Origin of the sequence: Pseudomonas sp. V88_4 (assembly GCF_029967985.1) — a bacterium.
GTDB lineage: Bacteria > Pseudomonadota > Gammaproteobacteria > Pseudomonadales > Pseudomonadaceae > Aquipseudomonas > Aquipseudomonas glycinae.
This window is the reverse complement of record NZ_JASCAF010000036.1, coordinates 38030-56278: the sequence shown is the minus strand read 5'-3', so window position 1 is coordinate 56278 and position 18249 is coordinate 38030. Positions and strand designations below refer to the sequence as shown.

At 60.7% G+C, this 18249-nt stretch carries 13 protein-coding genes; 7 read left to right on the top strand and 6 right to left on the bottom strand.

Annotated elements, in window-relative coordinates; all coding sequences use genetic code 11:
* The first annotated feature begins 200 nt into the window (after window positions 1-200).
* The 3 genes from QLG12_RS14020 to QLG12_RS14010 all read left to right on the top strand — a co-directional run bounded on the left by QLG12_RS14020 (window position 201) and on the right by QLG12_RS14010 (window position 2828).
* Complete coding sequence (locus QLG12_RS14020) at window positions 201-908, top strand: TetR/AcrR family transcriptional regulator (RefSeq protein ID WP_064381100.1); 708 nt, start codon at window positions 201-203, stop codon at window positions 906-908.
* A gap of 158 nt (window positions 909-1066) precedes the next feature.
* Window positions 1067-2077, top strand: a complete 1011-nt coding sequence (gene nagZ, locus QLG12_RS14015) for a beta-N-acetylhexosaminidase (RefSeq protein ID WP_282474727.1) — start codon at window positions 1067-1069, stop codon at window positions 2075-2077.
* 13 nt (window positions 2078-2090) lie between these two features.
* The gene (locus QLG12_RS14010; RefSeq protein ID WP_007953033.1) at window positions 2091-2828 is read left to right on the top strand and encodes an S-methyl-5'-thioinosine phosphorylase; all 738 of its coding nucleotides are present in this window, start codon (window positions 2091-2093) and stop codon (window positions 2826-2828) included.
* A gap of 114 nt (window positions 2829-2942) precedes the next feature.
* On the opposite strand, the gene QLG12_RS14005 is transcribed toward QLG12_RS14010, so the two are convergent.
* Genes QLG12_RS14005 through mfd form a run of 3 tightly spaced genes read right to left on the bottom strand, consistent with a single transcriptional unit; the run spans window position 2943 to window position 9671 of the window.
* Complete coding sequence (locus QLG12_RS14005; RefSeq protein ID WP_282474726.1) at window positions 2943-5633, bottom strand: DEAD/DEAH box helicase; 2691 nt, start codon at window positions 5631-5633, stop codon at window positions 2943-2945.
* Between the two features lie 11 nt (window positions 5634-5644).
* On the bottom strand, window positions 5645-6211 hold the full coding sequence (locus tag QLG12_RS14000) for a CsiV family protein (protein ID WP_007953029.1): 567 nt from the start codon (window positions 6209-6211) through the stop codon (window positions 5645-5647).
* Between the two features lie 10 nt (window positions 6212-6221).
* Window positions 6222-9671 carry a transcription-repair coupling factor gene (gene mfd / locus QLG12_RS13995; protein WP_197869948.1) on the bottom strand — a complete coding sequence of 1150 codons (3450 nt, stop codon included), beginning with the start codon at window positions 9669-9671 and terminating at the stop codon, window positions 6222-6224.
* Window positions 9672-10025: 354 nt separating this feature from the next.
* Between mfd and QLG12_RS13990 the strand changes: the two genes are divergently transcribed.
* Window positions 10026-11489: a glyceraldehyde-3-phosphate dehydrogenase gene (locus tag QLG12_RS13990; RefSeq protein WP_011335187.1), complete on the top strand. Its 1464-nt coding sequence runs from the start codon at window positions 10026-10028 to the stop codon at window positions 11487-11489.
* A gap of 65 nt (window positions 11490-11554) precedes the next feature.
* On the opposite strand, the gene QLG12_RS13985 is transcribed toward QLG12_RS13990, so the two are convergent.
* On the bottom strand, window positions 11555-12847 hold the full coding sequence (locus tag QLG12_RS13985) for an MFS transporter (protein WP_197869949.1): 1293 nt from the start codon (window positions 12845-12847) through the stop codon (window positions 11555-11557).
* A gap of 53 nt (window positions 12848-12900) precedes the next feature.
* On the opposite strand from QLG12_RS13985, the gene QLG12_RS13980 reads away from it, so the two are divergent.
* Window positions 12901-13950 carry an FAD:protein FMN transferase gene (locus QLG12_RS13980; RefSeq protein ID WP_197869950.1) on the top strand — a complete coding sequence of 350 codons (1050 nt, stop codon included), beginning with the start codon at window positions 12901-12903 and terminating at the stop codon, window positions 13948-13950.
* A gap of 197 nt (window positions 13951-14147) precedes the next feature.
* Window positions 14148-15542, top strand: coding sequence for a Si-specific NAD(P)(+) transhydrogenase (gene sthA / locus QLG12_RS13975; protein WP_102688107.1), 1395 nt, complete (start codon window positions 14148-14150; stop codon window positions 15540-15542).
* Window positions 15543-15584: 42 nt separating this feature from the next.
* Here sthA and QLG12_RS13970 read toward each other — a convergent pair whose 3' ends face one another.
* Both QLG12_RS13970 and QLG12_RS13965 read right to left on the bottom strand, forming a co-directional pair.
* Window positions 15585-16307: a glycerophosphodiester phosphodiesterase family protein gene (locus tag QLG12_RS13970; RefSeq protein WP_282474725.1), complete on the bottom strand. Its 723-nt coding sequence runs from the start codon at window positions 16305-16307 to the stop codon at window positions 15585-15587.
* A 14-nt stretch (window positions 16308-16321) separates the two neighbouring features.
* Window positions 16322-16903, bottom strand: a complete 582-nt coding sequence (locus tag QLG12_RS13965; RefSeq protein ID WP_007968195.1) for a PilZ domain-containing protein — start codon at window positions 16901-16903, stop codon at window positions 16322-16324.
* Between the two features lie 94 nt (window positions 16904-16997).
* Here QLG12_RS13965 and QLG12_RS13960 point away from each other — a divergent pair, with 94 nt between their 5' ends.
* Window positions 16998-18248, top strand: coding sequence for a lipoprotein-releasing ABC transporter permease subunit (locus QLG12_RS13960; protein ID WP_039772786.1), 1251 nt, complete (start codon window positions 16998-17000; stop codon window positions 18246-18248).
* Window position 18249: the final 1 nt, after the last annotated feature.

Below are 18249 nucleotides of genomic sequence, written 5' to 3'. Positions count from 1 at the left end.
TGGGATTATATACAGTGAAGCGGTCTTGGCAATGATCGTTTTTTGCCATGCCGCCGGACGGTCAGTGACGACGCCGATTAATGTGGCGTCCTTGTTGTGGTTAAATATCTGACCGACCATTCCCAAAACGAACGGGCAGGCTTGACAAGGCATGGGCTGAAACGTATGTTTCAAACAAGTGTTTGTCAGGCGGAGTAGCCATGGCCCAGTCGGAAACCGTTGAACGCATTCTTGATGCTGCAGAACAGCTGTTCGCGGAAAAAGGTTTCGCTGAAACCTCATTGCGTCTGATCACCAGCAAGGCAGGGGTCAACCTCGCTGCGGTGAACTATCACTTCGGCTCGAAGAAGGCGCTCATCCAGGCGGTTTTCTCGCGCTTCCTCGGTCCGTTCTGCATCAGCCTCGACAAAGAGCTGGAGCGCCGCCAAGCCAAGCCAGAGAACAAGCCTTCGCTCGAAGAACTGCTGGAAATCCTCGTCGAGCAGGCGCTGGTGGTACAGCCACGCAGCGGCAATGATCTATCAATCTTCATGCGTTTGCTTGGTCTGGCCTTCAGTCAGAGCCAGGGCCACCTGCGTCGGTATCTGGAAGACATGTATGGCAAGGTATTCCGTCGCTACATGTTGCTGGTGAACGAAGCCGCGCCGCGCATTCCTCCGATCGAACTGTTCTGGCGTGTGCACTTCATGCTCGGTGCCGCAGCATTCAGCATGTCGGGTATCAAGGCCCTGCGTGCGATCGCCGAGACCGATTTCGGCGTCAACACCTCCATCGAGCAGGTGATGCGCCTGATGGTGCCGTTCCTGGCGGCCGGCATGCGTGCCGAAACCGGTGTCACCGATGCTGCGATGGCTACAGCGCAGTTGCGGCCACGCAGTAAATCCGCGCCGGCACCTGCCAAGGTTTAACCCTCCATGGGTGGGCGCGGCAGCTGACATCCGCTAAGCTAGCCGCCCATGTCGACTCTCGTTCTGAACCCGTTTCTCATTGAAATCACCGACCCGCCGGGCCATGCCCCAGGTGGTGGTTTCGTGGGCGACGGGTTTTTCGTTTTCAAGGAATCTCTATGACTGCTGGCCTGCAAGGCTCGTTGATGGTGGACGTCGCCGGTACCTGGCTGACGGCCGAAGATCGCCAATTGTTGCGCCAGCCCGAAGTGGGCGGCCTGATCATCTTTGCTCGCAACATCGAGCATCCGCGTCAGGTGCGCGAGCTGAGCGCGGCGATCCGGGCCATTCGTCCGGACTTGCTGCTCGCGGTGGACCAGGAGGGCGGTCGCGTTCAGCGTCTGCGTCAGGGCTTCGTCCGTTTGCCAGCCATGCGCGCCATCGCAGATAACCCGAACGCCGAATACCTGGCCGAACAATGCGGCTGGATCATGGCCACCGAAGTGCTGGCCGTCGGACTCGATCTGAGCTTCGCGCCGGTACTGGATCTGGATTACCAGCGCAGCGCCGTCGTCGGCACCCGCTCGTTCGAAGGTGACCCGGAGCGCGCCGCGCTACTCGCCGGCGCGTTCATCAAAGGCATGAACAGCGCCGGCATGGCCGCCACCGGCAAGCATTTCCCTGGCCACGGCTGGGCCGAAGCCGACTCCCACGTCGCAATCCCCAACGACGAGCGCAGCCTTGAAGAGATCCGCGCCAACGACCTCGTGCCGTTCGCCGGACTCAGCAAGCAACTGGCCGCCGTCATGCCCGCCCACGTCATTTATCCGCAAGTCGACGCACAGCCCGCCGGTTTCTCCCGGCGCTGGCTGCAGGACATCCTGCGCGGCGAGTTGCAGTTCGATGGCGTGATCTTCAGCGATGACCTTTCGATGGCCGGCGCGCATGTGGTCGGCGACGCCGCCAGTCGTATCGAAGCGGCACTCAGTGCCGGTTGCGACATGGGCCTGGTGTGCAACGACCGCGCCGCCGCAGAACTGGCCCTGAGCGCCGCGCAGCGCATGAAGGTCAAGCCGTCGCCGCGCATCGCACGCATGCGCGGTCAGGCATTTGCCAACACCGAATACCGTCAGGATCCGCGCTGGCTGACCGCTGTCGGCGCGCTCAAAGACGCTCAACTGATCGATTAAGGATTTTTTCGCTATGACGGTTTACGCAATCATTGGCGGCACCGGCCTGACCCAGCTGGAAGGCCTGAGCATTCGTCAGTCGCTGGCGGTGGATACGCCTTATGGCGCGCCATCGGCCGAGGTTCAGATTGGCGAATACGCCGGCAAGGAAGTGCTGTTCCTGGCTCGTCACGGTCACCCGCATCGCTTCCCGCCGCACAAGGTCAACTACCGCGCCAACCTGTGGGCGTTGAAGCAGGCCGGAGCCGAAGCGATCATTGCGGTCAACGCGGTGGGTGGGATTCATCCAGCGATGGGCACCGGGCATTTCTGCGTGCCGCATCAGATCGTGGACTACACCAGCGGTCGCGAGCACACCTATTTTGCCGATGACCTGGAACATGTCACACACATCGACTTCAGCTTTCCCTACAGCGAACCGCTGCGTCAGCAACTGATTGCTGCGTTGGCCGCCGAAGGTTGCGAGTACAGCGATCAGGGCGTTTACGCCTGCACCCAGGGCCCGCGCCTGGAAACCGTTGCTGAAATCGTGCGTCTTGAACGTGACGGTTGCGACATCGTCGGCATGACCGGCATGCCGGAAGCGGCGCTGGCCCGCGAGCTGGATCTGGATTACGCCTGTCTGTCGCTGGTGGTGAACCCTGCTGCGGGCAAGACCACTGAAGTGATCACCATGGCCGAGATCGAGCAGGCGTTGCACGATGGCATGGGTAAGGTGAAGTCGACGTTGGCGCGGGTGCTCAAGGGCTGAGTCTGGCTCGAAACCGAGTCGAGCCTTTCGCGGGCAAGCCCGCTCCCACAGAGGTCACGCTAAACCTGTGGGAGCGGGCTTGCCCGCGAATCGATCTGATAGCCGACGAAGATCTCAGCGCTTTTCAAACTTGTCCGGCAACGGCGCAAACAGCGCCTCGATATCATCACTCTGCAACTTCCAGTCCCCGGCCTTGCGCCCATCCAGTACGCCGGCCGCCAGGTCGGATTTCTCCCGCTGCAGAAGCTGAATTTTCTCCTCGACCGTGCCCCGGGCAATCATCTTGTAAACGAACACCGGCTTCTCCTGACCAATGCGATAGGCGCGGTCGGTTGCCTGATTCTCGGTCGCCGGGTTCCACCACGGATCGTAGTGAATTACCGTGTCCGCTTCCGTCAGGTTCAGGCCCACACCACCAGCCTTCAGGCTGATGAGAAAGATCTGACGCTTGCCGCTCTGGAATTCCTTCACCGGTGTGCGCCGATCCCGAGTCTGCCCCGTCAGCAGCGCATAGGCGACATTGCGTTTTTTCAGCTCGTCCTCAATCAGCGCCAGCATTGAAGTGAATTGAGAAAACAGCAGAATCCGCCGACCTTCCTCAAACAACTCCTCAAGCATTTCCATCAGGCTGTCGAGCTTGCCCGATGTGCTGCCGCGGGCGGGCAGGGTGGCGTCGTTGACCAGGCGCAAATCGCAGCAGACCTGGCGCAGCTTGAGCAGCGCTTCAAGAATGATGATCTGGCTGCGCGCCACGCCTTTGCGAGTGATCTCGTCGCGAACCTTTTTATCCATGGCCAGGCGCATGGTTTCGTACACGTCGCGCTGGGCCTCGTTGAGCTCGACCCAGTGGATGATCTCGGTTTTCGGCGGCAGCTCGGTCGCAACCTGTTCCTTGGTGCGACGAAGCAGGAACGGTTTGATCCGACCGTTGAGGTGCTGAAGTCTGACTTCGCTGGCGCGTTTTTCGATCGGCACACGGTAATCGGCGTTGAAGCTTTTGACGTCGCCGAGCCAGCCTGGCAGCAGGAAGTGAAACAGCGACCACAGTTCGCCCAGGTGATTTTCCAGCGGCGTCCCGCTCAGGCACAGGCGCTGACGCGCATCGAGTTCACGGGCAGCCTGGGCGGCTTTGCTGTTCGGGTTCTTGATGTACTGCGCTTCATCCAGCACTAGTACATGCAGCGGCTGCTGCGCCAGACGTTCGACATCCTTGGGCAGCAGCGCATAAGTGGTGAGTATCAGGTCGTAATCGGCCAAATGCTCGAAATGCTTTTTGCGGCTGGCACCGTACAGGGCGACAACCTTGAGCTGTGGCGTGAAGTGCGCCGCTTCGTCCAGCCAGTTGGGGATCAGGCTGGTAGGCATCACCACCATGCAGGGTCGATCCAGTCGCCCTGCGTTTTTCTCGCTGAGAATGTGCGCCAGCGTCTGTAGGGTTTTACCCAAACCCATGTCGTCCGCGAGAATCCCGCCGACCTCCAGTTGCCGCAACGACTGCATCCAGCTCAAGCCTTCGAGCTGATAAGGGCGCAGCGTCGCATTAAGCCCCTTCGGTGTTTCGGCGCTGTAGTCGCGGATGTCGCGCAAGCGTTGGGCGAAGCTGCGGATCTGCTCGCCACCTTCCCAGAGCAGGGGAATGCCTTCCAGCGAGTTCAGGCGTGTGGCGTCGGCCTTGCTCAGGCGCAGGGTGGTTTCGCCCGGCTCCTGCAAATAAAACTCGCCAAGGGTCGCCAGCACCGGCTTCAGTCGGCCGAGGGGCAGGGCGACCTGCAGTGGCCCGTGTTCGCTGTTGCGTTGCGGGATGTTCACCAGAATCAGTTCATCGTCGCGACGGCGGGCGAGACGTTCCGGGTTGAGGATTTCCGTGTGCGAACGCATCAGGTTGAGCAGGATCGGCAGCAGGCTCAGGCGCTCGCCGTTGACGATGATCCCCAGCTCCAGATCGAACCAGTCGCGTTCCGGCGTCTGCTCGACGGTGGCGTACCAATCGTCGACGGCGGTCAGGTCGAAACCGAACTCATCGTCGACCAATAGCTCCCAGCCTTGGGTGCGCAGCTTCGGCAGGTCGTTGAGGGTGAAGGTCAGCCACGCGCTGTCGTTGACCATCTCGTAAAGTTCACCGGCGCTTTCCGGCAGGGCCTTGCTCTGCCGGGTGGCGATGCGGAACCCGAGAATTCGCAGCTGCTCGCGGTAGCTTTGTTCGACGTCCGGGTGGCGCTTGACCCGCAGGGTCTGGGCCTCCTGGCGAATCAGGATGTCGCTGTTCTTCTGCCCGCTGACGTATTCGTCGAGGTAACTGAAGGACAATGCCGCACGATGTTGGATGTAACGCTGCATCTTGCCGTTGCGCGGCTCGAACGCGCTGAACTCGACGCTGGCCAGCCACAGGCGCGGTACCGGCCGCACGTTGTCCACCAGCATTTGCGGCGGTGCTTTCGGGCTGCGGTTTTCCAGCACGGCCTGGAGTTTTTCCAGCAGTTCGGCGTCTTTGGCAGCAGCGGGGTATTCGAGGGTTTCCTGCACTTGCAGCAATACCGCCGCACAGTGTTTGCAGTTGCTGTGTACCGGGCAGGTGCAGGTGGCGTCGACCATCAGCAGCGTGCCTTTGGCTGACTCACGCAGATGAATCGTCTGGCGGTAGACGTTACCGCCAGAGCCTTCGCAGCTGGCGGTAATGGTCGCGTCGCCGACCTGCACGAATCGCACCCGGTTTTCCAGCGCGTAGCGACGGCCACGCTCCAGGCTTTGTTCCTTGAATCGGCTGACCCAGGAGGAGGCCAGCGGTTTACTCAGTGGCGGGGGCATAAGGACTTCGATCAGTCCGGAACGACTTCAGGCGCTTCCCGAGGCGCGGGCGCCGTCAGCGAAGTGATCTTGATCAGCAGGGCGAGATGGCCGTTATCGAGGTAGTTGAGTTGGCCATTCTTGGTGTGGCTGTCCTGTTTCAGGCGCTCGCTGGCGGTGACCATGCCGTTGGCGTCGATCTGGTTGACCCAGAAATCGGCGTTCACGTCGGTAAAGCGCCCGAGCTTCATTTCAATCGTGCCTTCGATCGGGAATTGGCCGAACTGCTCCTGACCTTCGCTGACTGCAACCTTCGCCGGCGTCTCGCCCAGCGTCTGCTGCCAGGCTTTGTGCATCAGCACGCTGTACTCGCCGCTGGCGGTGAGTTTGGTTACAACGTCGTTCAGCGCCGGGGTGCGTTTGCTGTCATCGCCCAGGCGTTGCGCGCCGGCCGCCCAGTCTTCCGGGGCGGCGCGGCTGACAATTGCCGGCACGGCGTTCTGGCGTACCAGAATCATTTCGACCTGATACAGGTCATCGGCAAACGCCGTCGGTGCTACGAGCGTCAGTAGCAAGGTCAATGAGCGAAACAGGCGCATGCGGCGTCCTTCAAGCAGTTTTCGGGATGAGGCGTTCGAACAGCGCCTCCACAGTATTAAAGCGCTCTTCCGGGCGCTCCATCGGCACCTGGAACTTGAACATCGTGGCGCCTTCGAATTTGTAGCGTTTTGGCTGGCTCTGGATCAGTTTGATCAGGGTCATCGGATCGACCGGCGTCTGTGCCGCGAACTCGATACGGCCACCTTGCGGGCCGCCATCGACTTTCTTGATGCCCAGCTGCTCGGCCTGCAATTTAAGCGCCGTGATGCGCACCAGATTTTTGGTCGGCTCCGGCAGCAGACCAAAGCGGTCAATCATCTCGACCTGCAGATCCTTCAGACCTTCCTCGTCGGTGGCCGAAGCGATGCGTTTGTACAGGATCAGGCGTGCGTGAACGTCCGGCAGGTAATCTTCCGGAATCAGCGCCGGCACCCGCAGGTTGACTTCCGGGCCACCGCCGAGCGGTTGGTCGAGGTTCGGCTGTTCGCCCTTGCGGATCGACTTCACCGCGCGCTCAAGCATTTCCATGTACAGCGTGAAGCCGACAGCCTGAATCTGCCCGCTCTGACCGTCGCCCAGCAATTCGCCGGCGCCACGGATTTCCAGATCGTTGGTGGCCAGCACGAAACCGGCACCCAGATCCTGAGTATTGGCAATCGCCTCCAGACGTTTTTCCGCATCGCCGGTGATTTGCTGGCGTGGCGGGGTCAGCAGGTAAGCGTAAGCCTGGTGGTGACTACGGCCAACTCGGCCGCGCAACTGGTGCAACTGCGCCAGGCCGAACTTGTCGGCACGCTCGATGATGATGGTGTTGGCGCTCGGTACGTCGATGCCGGTCTCGATGATGGTCGAGGCAATCAGCACGTTGAAGCGCTTGTGGTAGAAGTCGCTCATCACCTGTTCGAGTTCGCGTTCGCGCATCTGCCCGTGGCCGATACCGATCCGCGCTTCCGGTACCAGTTCGGCGAGGTCAGCGGCGCACTTCTCGATGGTCTTCACGTCGTTGTGCAGGTAGTAGACCTGACCGCCACGCAGCAGCTCACGCAGCAAGGCCTCTTTGACCGTGCTCTTGTTCTGCTCCATGACGAAGGTGCGCACCGACAGGCGTCGCGCCGGCGGCGTGGCGATGATCGACAGGTCGCGCATGCCCGACACCGCCATGTTCAGCGTGCGCGGAATCGGCGTGGCGGTCAGCGTAAGAATGTCGACTTCGCTACGCAGGGCCTTGAGCTGTTCCTTCTGACGGACACCGAAACGGTGCTCTTCGTCAATGATCACCAGCCCGAGGTTTTTGATCTTGACGTCGTCCTGCAGCAGCTTGTGCGTGCCGATGACGATGTCGATGTTGCCTTCGGCCAGTTCGGCCACCGCTGCGTTGACTTCCTTGGCCGACTTGAAGCGGCTCATCACTTCCACGGTCACCGGCCAGTCGGCGAAGCGGTCGCGGAAACTGTTGTAGTGCTGCTGGGCGAGCAGGGTGGTCGGCACCAGGATCGCCACCTGCTTGCCGCCGTGCACGGCGATGAATGCGGCGCGCATGGCGACTTCGGTCTTGCCGAAACCGACGTCGCCGCAGACCAGTCGATCCATCGGTTTCGGCGAAAGCATGTCCTCGCGCACGGCTTCGATGGTGGATTGCTGGTCCGGTGTTTCTTCAAACGGGAAGCCGGCGCTGAAGGTTGCGTAATCGGCCTTCGGATCGGCGAACGCATAACCTTCGCGGGCGGCGCGGCGGGCATAGATGTCAAGCAATTCGGCAGCGACGTCGCGCACTTGCTCGGCGGCCTTGCGCTTGGCTTTCTGCCAGGTCTCGGAGCCGAGGCGATGCAGTGGGGCCAGCGCATCGTCGCTGCCGGTGTAGCGGGCGATCAGGTGCAGGTTGGCCACCGGCACGTAGAGCTTGGCGTTCTCGGCGTATTCAAGGGTCAGGAATTCGGCGGCCTGATTGTCGATTTCCAGAATTGTCAGACCCAGGTAGCGACCGACACCGTGATCGATGTGCACCACCGGCGCGCCTTCACGCAGTTCGGTGAGGTTCTTGATCACCGCATCGTTGTTGGCGTCGGCGCGTTTTTCGCGACGGCGACGTTGCATCACGCGCTGGCCGAACAGCGGACTTTCCGCGACCAGTGCCAGCGCCGGGTCGTCGAGCATCAGGCCTTCGTCGAGCGGGGCGATGGTGATCGCCAGGCGATCCTTGCTCGCGACGAAGTCCGGCCAGCTGTCGACGGTTTTCGGCCGCAGCTTCAGGCGATCCAGCAACTCCAGCAATACTTCACGGCGACCGGCGGATTCGGCGGTAAACAGCACGCGTCCGGGGAATTCGTCGAGGAATGCCGACAGCGCGGCCAGCGGCTGGGTAGCCTTGGCTTCGATCGCCAGATTCGGCAGTGCCTGCGCCGGGAAACGCTCGCGGCCTGCACCGGACTCAACGTCCTGCTGACTGGCGACCACGCGCGGCCAGTTCTTCAGGCGGGCAAAGCAGTCCTCCACCGGCAGGAACAGTTCGGCTGGCGGCAATAAGGGACGCGAAGGGTCGACGCGGCGCTCTTCATAACGGTTGCGCACGTCGTTCCAGAAGTTTTCCGCCGCCTGCTCGATACCCGGCAGCGAGAACACCTGGGTGTCCTGCGGCAGGTAATCGAACAGCGTCGAGGTTTCTTCGAAGAACAGCGGCAGGTAGTACTCGATACCGGCCGGTGTGATGCCGCTGCTCAGGTCCTGAAAGATCGGGCAGCGACGGAAGTCGACGTCGAAGCGCTCGCGAAAGCGCGCCTTGAAGCGGGTGACCGCCTCTTTCTGCAGCGGGAATTCCTTGGCCGGAAGCAGCTTGACCGAATCGACCTTGTCGATGGAGCGTTGGTTTTCCGGATCGAAGGTACGCAGGGTTTCGATTTCGTCGTCGAACAGATCGATGCGATACGGCAGTTTGCTGCCCATCGGGAACAGGTCGATCAACGCGCCACGCACCGTGAACTCGCCGTGTTCGTAAACCGTGTCGACGTAGCGATAGCCGCTGGCTTCGAGCCGCGAGCGCATTTGCTCGACATCGAGTTTCTGCCCGACATCCAGTACCAGGCTGCTGCCGAGCAGGAATTTGGTCGGCGCCAGGCGATGCAGGGCGGTGGTGATCGGCACTACCAGCACGCCATGTTCCAGCTCCGGCAGTCTATAAAGGCTGGCGATGCGCTGGGAGATGATGTCCTGGTGCGGCGAAAACAGATCGTAGGGCAGGGTTTCCCAGTCCGGGAAATGCAGCACCGGCAAATCCGGAGCGAAGAAACTCAGCTCCTGTTCCAGCCGTTCGGCACTCTGGCTGTCGGCGGTCAAAAGCAGCGTGAAGCGCTTGGCAGCGCTGGCAGCCTCGGCAATCGCCAGGCTCAGGGCGGCACCGGGGAGGTTGCCCCAGTGCTGTTTACCTGCCGCGGCAGGGAGAAGCGGTAGACGCAGAACAGGCACGGAAGGTTGAGCTCCAGGCGTTGCGACAAAGTCGGTAATTGTAGCGGCGTCCGGTGCCGCCTGTCAGTTGCAGGATGCGTCTATCTGCGCTGTTTGAGAAAAATGTAGTGGTAACCATAAAAACCAGCGCTTTTTTTACGGTTATGTAGTGCCAAAAGTTGATGGTGTTACGGAGGGTTACAGACATCGTCTGACAGTCGTCGAAAAACTGACTGCGCTGGAAGCCCCGTATTTACTGGGCTGGCGGAGAGCGTTATTTTTTTGGACGGATTTTTGTTACCGATTGCGCGACAAGCGCGCATTGCTACAAGAGGTTCTCGGCGGCATAATGTAGCCCCTTTTTTCTGCCCCTACATGTGGAAGGTTACCGTGACTCAGAAGCCCGACCAGTGTCTTGGTGAATGGATCGACCGTGAAGCACTCGCAGAAGCGATGATTCCGCTTATCGGTCAGCTCTACCGCAACAACAACGTGGTGAGCTCGATCTATGGCCGCAGCCTGATCAACCAGTCTGTCATCGCGATTCTCAAAGCTCACCGCTTTGCTCGCCACCGTTCTGCCGACGACAGCGAACTCTCCGTCCACGAAACATTCCCACTGCTCAAGGCCATGAGCGAGCTCAAGCTCGGCGCGGCCTCGGTAGATCTGGGCAAGCTGGCGTACAAATTCCGCAACGAAGGCAACGGCCGCACCGCCGAGCAGTTCGTTCGCGAAGAAATGGCTGACGTGGTTGGCCAGCAAAACGCTTCGGCACGCAAAGGCACCGACGTTGTACTGTACGGCTTCGGTCGTATCGGCCGTCTGCTGGCGCGTATCCTGATCGAGAAAACCGGTGGCGGCGACGGCCTGCGTCTGCGTGCCATCGTGGTGCGCAAGGGCGCCGAAAACGACCTGACCAAGCGTGCCAGCCTGCTGCGTCGCGATTCGGTACATGGTTCGTTCAACGGCACCATCACCATCGATGAAGAAAACAACACCATCACCGCCAACGGCAACCTGATCCAGGTTATCTACGCGAAGAACCCTACCGAAGTGGATTACACCCAGTACGGCATCAAAGATGCGCTGCTGGTGGACAACACCGGTGTATGGCGTGATGCCGATGGCCTGGGTCAGCACCTGGCGTGCCCGGGTATCGACCGCGTTGTTCTGACCGCGCCTGGCAAGGGCAAGCTGAAGAACATCGTTCACGGTATCAACCACAACGAAATCACTGCTGACGACAAGATCGTGTCCGCCGCTTCCTGCACCACCAACGCCATCGTGCCGGTGCTGAAAGCCGTGAATGACAAGTTCGGCATCATCAACGGTCACGTCGAAACCGTTCACTCGTACACCAACGACCAGAACCTGATCGACAACTTCCACAAGGGCGATCGCCGTGGCCGTAGCGCCGCGCTCAACATGGTGATCACCGAGACCGGTGCTGCCACCGCTGCTGCCAAGGCCCTGCCTGAGCTGGCCGGCAAGCTGACCGGTAACGCGATCCGTGTTCCGACGCCGAACGTGTCGATGGCCATTCTCAACCTGAACCTTGAGAAAGCCGCCACCCGTGAAGAGATGAACGAGTACCTGCGCTACATGGCGCTGCACTCCGATCTGCACAAGCAAATCGACTTCGTCAACTCGCAGGAAGTGGTTTCGACTGACTTCGTGGGTTCGCGCCACGCCGGTGTGGTCGACGCTGAAGCGACCATCGTTCAGGACAACCGCGTTGTTCTGTACGTCTGGTACGACAACGAGTTCGGTTACAGCTGCCAGGTGGTTCGCGTAATGGAAGACATGGCCGGTGTAAACCCGCCAGCGTTCCCGCGCTAAGCCTTAGCTGCAAATGAAAACGCCCCGACTCTGGTCGGGGCGTTTTTGTTTGTGCGCGATTTGCCTTAGCGGGGGATAGCGGCTTGTGCCGTGCGCAGTTCGTGCCTGTTGCCACGGAACAGCACCAGCGTGGCGATCAGGCCCAACACAGCTGCGCCGCTGAGCCAGATCCCCGGTGCCGCCTTGTTGTCCAGCACATGGATCAGATAAGTGCAGGCCGCCGGCGTAAATCCACCGAAGGTTGCGGTCGCCAGGCTGTAGGCCAGCGAGAATCCGGTCGTACGAACTTCTACCGGCATGATCTCGGTGAGCGCCACCACCATCGCCCCGTTGTACGAGCCGTACAGGAACGACAGCCACAACTCGACGATCAGCAAATGGCTGAAGCTCGGGTTCGCCACCAGCCACGACAGCGCCGGATAAGCGGTCAGGATCGCCAGAATCGTCGCCGCCAACAGTAGGGGTTTACGCCCGACCTTGTCGGATACTGCGCCCATTACCGGCAACCAGAAGAAGTTCGACAGACCGATGCACACAGTCACCAGCAACGCATCGAAGTCCGACAGGTGCAATTCCGCCTTGCCGAAGGTCGGTGTGTAGGCAGTGATCAGGTAGAACGACACCGTCGTCATGACCACCAGTGCCATGCCGGCGATGACGATGCCAAAGTTCTGACCGATCGAGCGGACGATTTCCTGCAGGGTAGGGCGATGTTTGCGCGCCTGGAACTCCGGGGTTTCCTCCAGCGAACGACGGATGACGAAAATCACCGGAACGATCATGCAGCCGATCAGGAACGGCACACGCCAGCCCCATTCGCCCATCTGTTCCGGGTTCAGCCAGTGGTTGAGGGCGACACCGAGCAGGCCGGCGAACACCACGGCGGCTTGCTGGCTGGCGGACTGCCAGCTGACAAAAAAGCCCTTGCGGCCCGGCGTGGCGATTTCCGCCAGATACACCGACACTCCGCCCAGTTCCACACCGGCCGAGAAACCTTGCAGTAATCGGCCGAACAGCACGATCAGCGGCGCGGCAACCCCAAGGGTGGCGTAGCCCGGCACGCAGGCAATCAGCACGGTGCCGGCCGCCATCAGGGCCAGCGTGATGATCAAGCCCTGACGCCGGCCGTGACGGTCGATATAGGCACCGAGAAAAATCGCCCCCAGCGGACGCATCAGGAAGCCGGCGCCGAAAGTGGCCAGAGACAGCATCAGGGATGCGAAGGCGCTGTCGGTGGGGAAGAAGGTCTTGGCAATGGCCGTGGCGTAGAAGCCGTAGACCATGAAGTCGAACATCTCGAGAAAGTTGCCGCTGACAACGCGAAAAATCGCCTTGCCTTTGCCGGTCGTGGAAGACATGGGTAGGTACTCGCTCTAAATCTTGTAAGAAAGCGTTGCGCTCGTAGCCCATAATGGCCGGCGCGGTTTTGCGGGGAGATGAAGAATTGTTAACTGGACGCTGGGGAATTCTCGTGCTGCTGACCGTTTTTTTGTCCGGCTGCGGCAACGGTGATTCCCTGGAGACTTTCGGCGGCCCGACGATGGGCAGCACCTATTCGATCAAGTACGTGCGCCACGCCAATCTGCCTGCGCCGCAGGAGGTGCGTGTCGAAGTGGAAAAAATCCTCGCGGATGTCGACCGGCAGATGTCGACTTACCGTGCGGACTCCGACATCTCGCGCTTCAATGCATTGCCGGCTGATCGCTGTCAGGTCATGCCCGCGCCGGTCCTTGAATTGATCCGCGTGGGTGAGCAGCTGTCGCAACAAAGCGAAGGCTCCTACGACCTCACCGTCGAACCGCTGATGAATCTGTGGGGTTTCGGCCCGCAGGGGCGTGAGGAAAAAGTCCCGGATGCGGCGGCGCTGGCCGAAGTGCGCCAGCGAGTCGGTCATCAACACCTGCGCATCGACGGCGACCGGTTGTGCAAGGATGCGGCGGTCGAGGTGGATTTCAACAGCATCGCCGCCGGTTACGCGGTCGACACCATTGCTGCGCGGCTCGAGGCCCTGGGCATCCATGACTTTCTCGCGGAAGCCACCGGCGAGCTCAAGGCGTCCGGCAAGAAGCTTGATGGTTCGCCGTGGCGTATCGCTCTGGAAGAACCGCAAGACGATCAGCAGGTGGCAGAGCGCGTCATTAATGTGGATGGCTACGGCCTGTCCACCTCCGGCGACTATCGCAACTATTTTCAGCAGGATGGACAGCGCTATTCCCACACTTTCGATGCCCGGACCGGTGCACCCGTCCTACATGACCTGGCGTCGGTCACGGTGATTCATCCTTCAGCGCTGATGGCCGATGGACTATCGACTCTGTTGCTGATTCTCGGGCCTGAAAGGGCCTGGGACTATGCCGAAAAACACGACATTGGTGCATTCTTTGTGATTCGTGCCGATACAGGTTTCGTCACACGCACCAGTCACGCTTTTGAACGGCTCAGTGGCGCAAAAGTTGACTGAGAACAGTACGAAAGCTGGCGTTGTAGTGCAGGCAAAAGTAGCCTACGACGCGACCAAGGGTTAATGTGCGCGGCGTTGACGCTTCTATAGACTGTGTCCGGGTTTTCTACTGGCCCCCAATTGTTCCTTCGCGCCGTCGTTCGGCGTGATTTAGCCGCCGGTGCTGCTGGCACCGCGGCCTGTTCTGAGGAGTACGCATGGCTGTCTACAACTACGACGTGGTGGTGCTGGGTTCCGGCCCGGCGGGAGAAGGCGCGGCAATGAACGCCGCCAAAGCAGGGCGCAAGGTGGCGATGGTCGACAGCCGTCGTCAGGTCGGCGGCAACTGCACACACCTGGGCACCATCCCGTCCAAGGCCCTGCGTCATTCGGTGCGGCAGATCATGCAGTTCAACACCAATCCAATGTTCCGGGCGATCGGCGAGCCACGCTGGTTCTCCTTCCCGGACGTGTTGAAAAGCGCCGAGAAAGTCATCTCCAAACAAGTCGCTTCGCGTACCGGCTACTACGCCCGTAACCGCGTGGACGTGTTTATTGGCACCGGCAGCTTCGCCGACGAGCAAACCATCGAAGTGGTCTGCGCCAACGGCGTGGTCGAGAAACTGGTGGCCAAGCACATCATCATCGCCACCGGTTCGCGTCCTTATCGCCCGGCGGACATCGATTTCCACCACCCGCGTATCTACGATAGCGACACCATCCTCAGCCTCGGCCACACCCCGCGCAAACTGATCGTTTATGGCGCCGGCGTGATTGGCTGTGAATACGCCTCGATCTTCAGCGGTCTGGGCGTGCTGGTCGAGCTGGTGGACAACCGCGGTCAGTTGCTGAGCTTCCTCGACTCAGAAATTTCCCAGGCGTTGAGCTACCACTTCAGCAACAACAACATCACCGTGCGTCACAACGAAGAATATGACCGCGTCGAAGGCGTGGACAACGGCGTGATCCTGCACCTGAAGTCCGGCAAGAAGATCAAGGCCGACGCCTTGCTCTGGTGCAACGGCCGTACTGGCAACACCGATCAGTTGGGTCTGGAAAACATCGGGGTCAAGGTCAACAGCCGTGGCCAGATCGAAGTCGACGAGAACTACCGCACCTGCGTGCAGAACATCTATGGTGCCGGTGACGTGATCGGCTGGCCGAGCCTGGCCAGTGCCGCCCATGACCAGGGTCGTTCGGCCGCCGGCAGCATCGTCGACAATGGCAGCTGGCGTTTCGTGAATGATGTGCCGACCGGCATCTACACCATTCCGGAGATCAGTTCGATCGGCAAGAACGAGCAGGAACTGACCCAGGCCAAGGTGCCGTACGAAGTGGGCAAGGCGTTCTTCAAGAGCATGGCGCGGGCACAGATCGCCGGCGAGCCGCAAGGCATGCTGAAGATCCTGTTCCACCGTGAAACCCTGGAAGTGCTGGGCGTTCACTGTTTCGGTTATCAGGCGTCGGAGATCGTGCACATCGGTCAGGCGATCATGAACCAGCCGGGCGAACTGAACACCCTGAAGTACTTCGTCAACACGACGTTCAACTACCCGACCATGGCCGAAGCCTATCGGGTAGCGGCGTACGACGGCCTCAACCGGCTTTTTTGACGGGCTCCGGCCGGTGGCCTGAGCCGGCCGGGGAGACCGATTTCAGCAATTCCCGAGGGTGGCAGTGGCCAAACCGGGAAAGTCTGTAATCAGGCTGTCAACGCCGAAGTCGGCGAGTCTGCGCATCAGCGCAGGCTCGTTGACGGTCCACACCGATACATGCAGCCCCTGACGCTGCGCTTTTTGCAGGCGTTCCGGCGTACACAGCGTCCAGTTCAACGCCAGAATCTCGCAACCGTAACTTTGCGCGACCTTCAACGGGTCGAGCCAGGCGTATTCGGCCACCAGGCCGCGCGATACGTCGGGCACCAGATCCAGTGCAGCCTTCAAAACTTCCCGCGAACTCGAGGTGATCGTCACCCTGTCGAGCAGTCCGTGCCTGACCGCCATTTCACGGATCGCCAGCACGGTGGTCGCGGCGCGGGTGCGCGAAGCGCTTTTGACTTCCAGCTGCCAGTGCTCGAAATCGCAATTTTCGAACAGTTCTTCCAGCGTCGGAATCGGGCACGGCTTTATCCAGCCCGGACCGCCCTTGCGCGCATCGTAGGTCACCAGCTCGGCGGCGGTGTGCTCGACCACCTTGCCGCGCCGGTCGGTGGTGCGCTTGAGGGTCGGGTCGTGGATGACCATCAGCTCGCCGTCCTTGGACAGGTGCAGGTCCAGCTCGCAACGGCGTACGCCGTGCTTGAGACATTCCTGAAAACTGCTCAGGGTGTTTTCCGGTGCTTCGCCCTTGGCGCCGCGGTGGCCGTAGATAAGGGTCACGGTTCTTCCTTAATTTAGATGCCTGATTCGTTCTGTTCGCGGGCCAGACGTCGTTCCTGGGCCTGCTTCTGCAAGATATAGCGGGCGAGCAACTGGCGCTGGGCGTCGGTCAGGTGCTCGAACTCGGTGCCGACGTCGTAGCCGTCGCCCTTGCGGTCGCAATGGGTCACACGGGCGCGCAACAACAGGCCGAGGGCCTGGGGCATCAGCACCAGTTTCACCGACAGGTGCGCACCGGTGGCAATCGGCGTCGGGTGCTGAAAGTCGATGCCGCCCTCGGAGATGATCACCGGTTGCGGCTCGCCGATATGGCCGAGCACGGTCAGGGCGACTACCTGGCTGAGCAGGTCGATGCGTTTGTTCTGGGATTTCAGGAACGCCGCGATGGCGCGGTCGCGCTCACTGATCTGGCGCAGCAGGTGCTGCGACTCGAATTCGCTCAGGTGCAGTTCGCTGAGCAGGTTGAATAGCGGGGAAGCATCCTGCAACACTTCCTGGCCGGCGGCTTCGGGAGCGGACAGGGGCCGAATTTCCAGTGCGATCATGTCCTCGATACGGTAGTATTCGCGGCGATCTTCTTCATCTAATGTCGACATGGCGAACCCATGGTAGCGGCGGTGGTCTGAGTGTAAAGCTGGTTATCGACCCCCGCCACAAGGACGTTCCTTTTCCCTCCGAACAAGCCCCGACATGTTCAGACCTCTCTTCGTATTTATCGGCACGCGTTATACCCGTGCAAAACGTCGCAATCATTTTGTGTCATTCATTTCCCTGACTTCGATGATCGGGCTCGCCCTTGGCGTGGTCGTGATGATCGTGGTGCTGTCGGTGATGAACGGCTTCGATCATGAGATGCGCACCCGCGTGCTGGGCATGGTGCCTCACGCGACCATCGAGTCCGGTGAAGCCATCAACGACTGGCCGAGCCTGGCCGCCAAGGTCAAGCAGAACCCGCAGGTGGCGGCCGTCGCGCCTTTCACCCAGATGCAGGGGTTGCTGACCAATAACGGCCAGGTGTCCAAGGTGTTGCTCAATGCCATTGATCCGGCGCTGGAGCGTAACGTCTCGATCATCGACAACTTCATGAAGCAGGGCAAACTCGACGATCTGACGCCGGGCAGCTTCGGCATCGTGATCGGCGACAAGGCCGCGACCAAGCTCGGCGTGGGCCTCGGTGACAAGATCACCTTCGTCGCACCGGAAGTCAGTGTGACCCCGGCCGGGATGTTCCCGCGCATGAAACGCTTCACCGTGGTCGGCATCTTCCATGTCGGCGCCGGCGAGCTGGACGGCTACCTGGGCGTCACCAACCTGCAGGATCTGGCGAAGATGCACCGCTGGAAGCCTGATCAGGTGCAGGGCCTGCGTCTGAAGTTCGACGATTTGTTCCAGGCACCGCGTGAGGCATGGAACATCGCCCAGCGACTCGGCGAAGATCGTTACTACGCCCGCGACTGGACCCGTACCCACGGCAACCTGTATCAGGCGATCCGCATGGAAAAAGCCATGATCGGCCTGCTGTTGCTGCTGATCGTCGCCGTGGCGGCGTTCAACATCATTTCCACGCTGGTGATGGTGGTGAATGACAAGAAGGGCGACATCGCCATTCTGCGCACACTGGGCGCCACACCGGGCACGATCATGCGCACGTTCATGGTGCAGGGCACGGTGATCGGCGTGGTCGGCACGGCCATCGGCGCCGTGGTCGGGATCTTCGCCGCGCTCAACGTCAGCGCCGCGATTTCGGCCCTCGAAGGCGTGATCGGACACAAATTCCTCAACGCCGACGTGTATTTCATCGATTACCTGCCGTCGCAGGTGCAGAGCCAGGACGTGGTCATGGTCTGCGCCGCTGCGTTGGTCCTGAGTTTCCTCGCCACCCTGTATCCAGCCTGGCGTGCCGCGCGCACCCAGCCTGCGGAGGCGCTACGTTATGAGTGAG

What these genes read in the sequence shown, in the direction of transcription:
- QLG12_RS14020 (WP_064381100.1), top strand. Translation starts at nt 201, where the DNA reads ATGGCCCAGTCGGAAACCGTTGAACGCATTCTTGATGCTGCAGAACAG.
- nagZ (WP_282474727.1), top strand. Translation starts at nt 1,067, where the DNA reads ATGACTGCTGGCCTGCAAGGCTCGTTGATGGTGGACGTCGCCGGTACC.
- QLG12_RS14010 (WP_007953033.1), top strand. Translation starts at nt 2,091, where the DNA reads ATGACGGTTTACGCAATCATTGGCGGCACCGGCCTGACCCAGCTGGAA.
- QLG12_RS14005 (WP_282474726.1), bottom strand. Translation starts at nt 5,633, where the DNA reads ATGCCCCCGCCACTGAGTAAACCGCTGGCCTCCTCCTGGGTCAGCCGA.
- QLG12_RS14000 (WP_007953029.1), bottom strand. Translation starts at nt 6,211, where the DNA reads ATGCGCCTGTTTCGCTCATTGACCTTGCTACTGACGCTCGTAGCACCG.
- QLG12_RS13990 (WP_011335187.1), top strand. Translation starts at nt 10,026, where the DNA reads ATGTGGAAGGTTACCGTGACTCAGAAGCCCGACCAGTGTCTTGGTGAA.
- QLG12_RS13985 (WP_197869949.1), bottom strand. Translation starts at nt 12,847, where the DNA reads ATGTCTTCCACGACCGGCAAAGGCAAGGCGATTTTTCGCGTTGTCAGC.
- QLG12_RS13980 (WP_197869950.1), top strand. Translation starts at nt 12,901, where the DNA reads ATGGCCGGCGCGGTTTTGCGGGGAGATGAAGAATTGTTAACTGGACGC.
- sthA (WP_102688107.1), top strand. Translation starts at nt 14,148, where the DNA reads ATGGCTGTCTACAACTACGACGTGGTGGTGCTGGGTTCCGGCCCGGCG.
- QLG12_RS13965 (WP_007968195.1), bottom strand. Translation starts at nt 16,903, where the DNA reads ATGTCGACATTAGATGAAGAAGATCGCCGCGAATACTACCGTATCGAG.
- QLG12_RS13960 (WP_039772786.1), top strand. Translation starts at nt 16,998, where the DNA reads ATGTTCAGACCTCTCTTCGTATTTATCGGCACGCGTTATACCCGTGCA.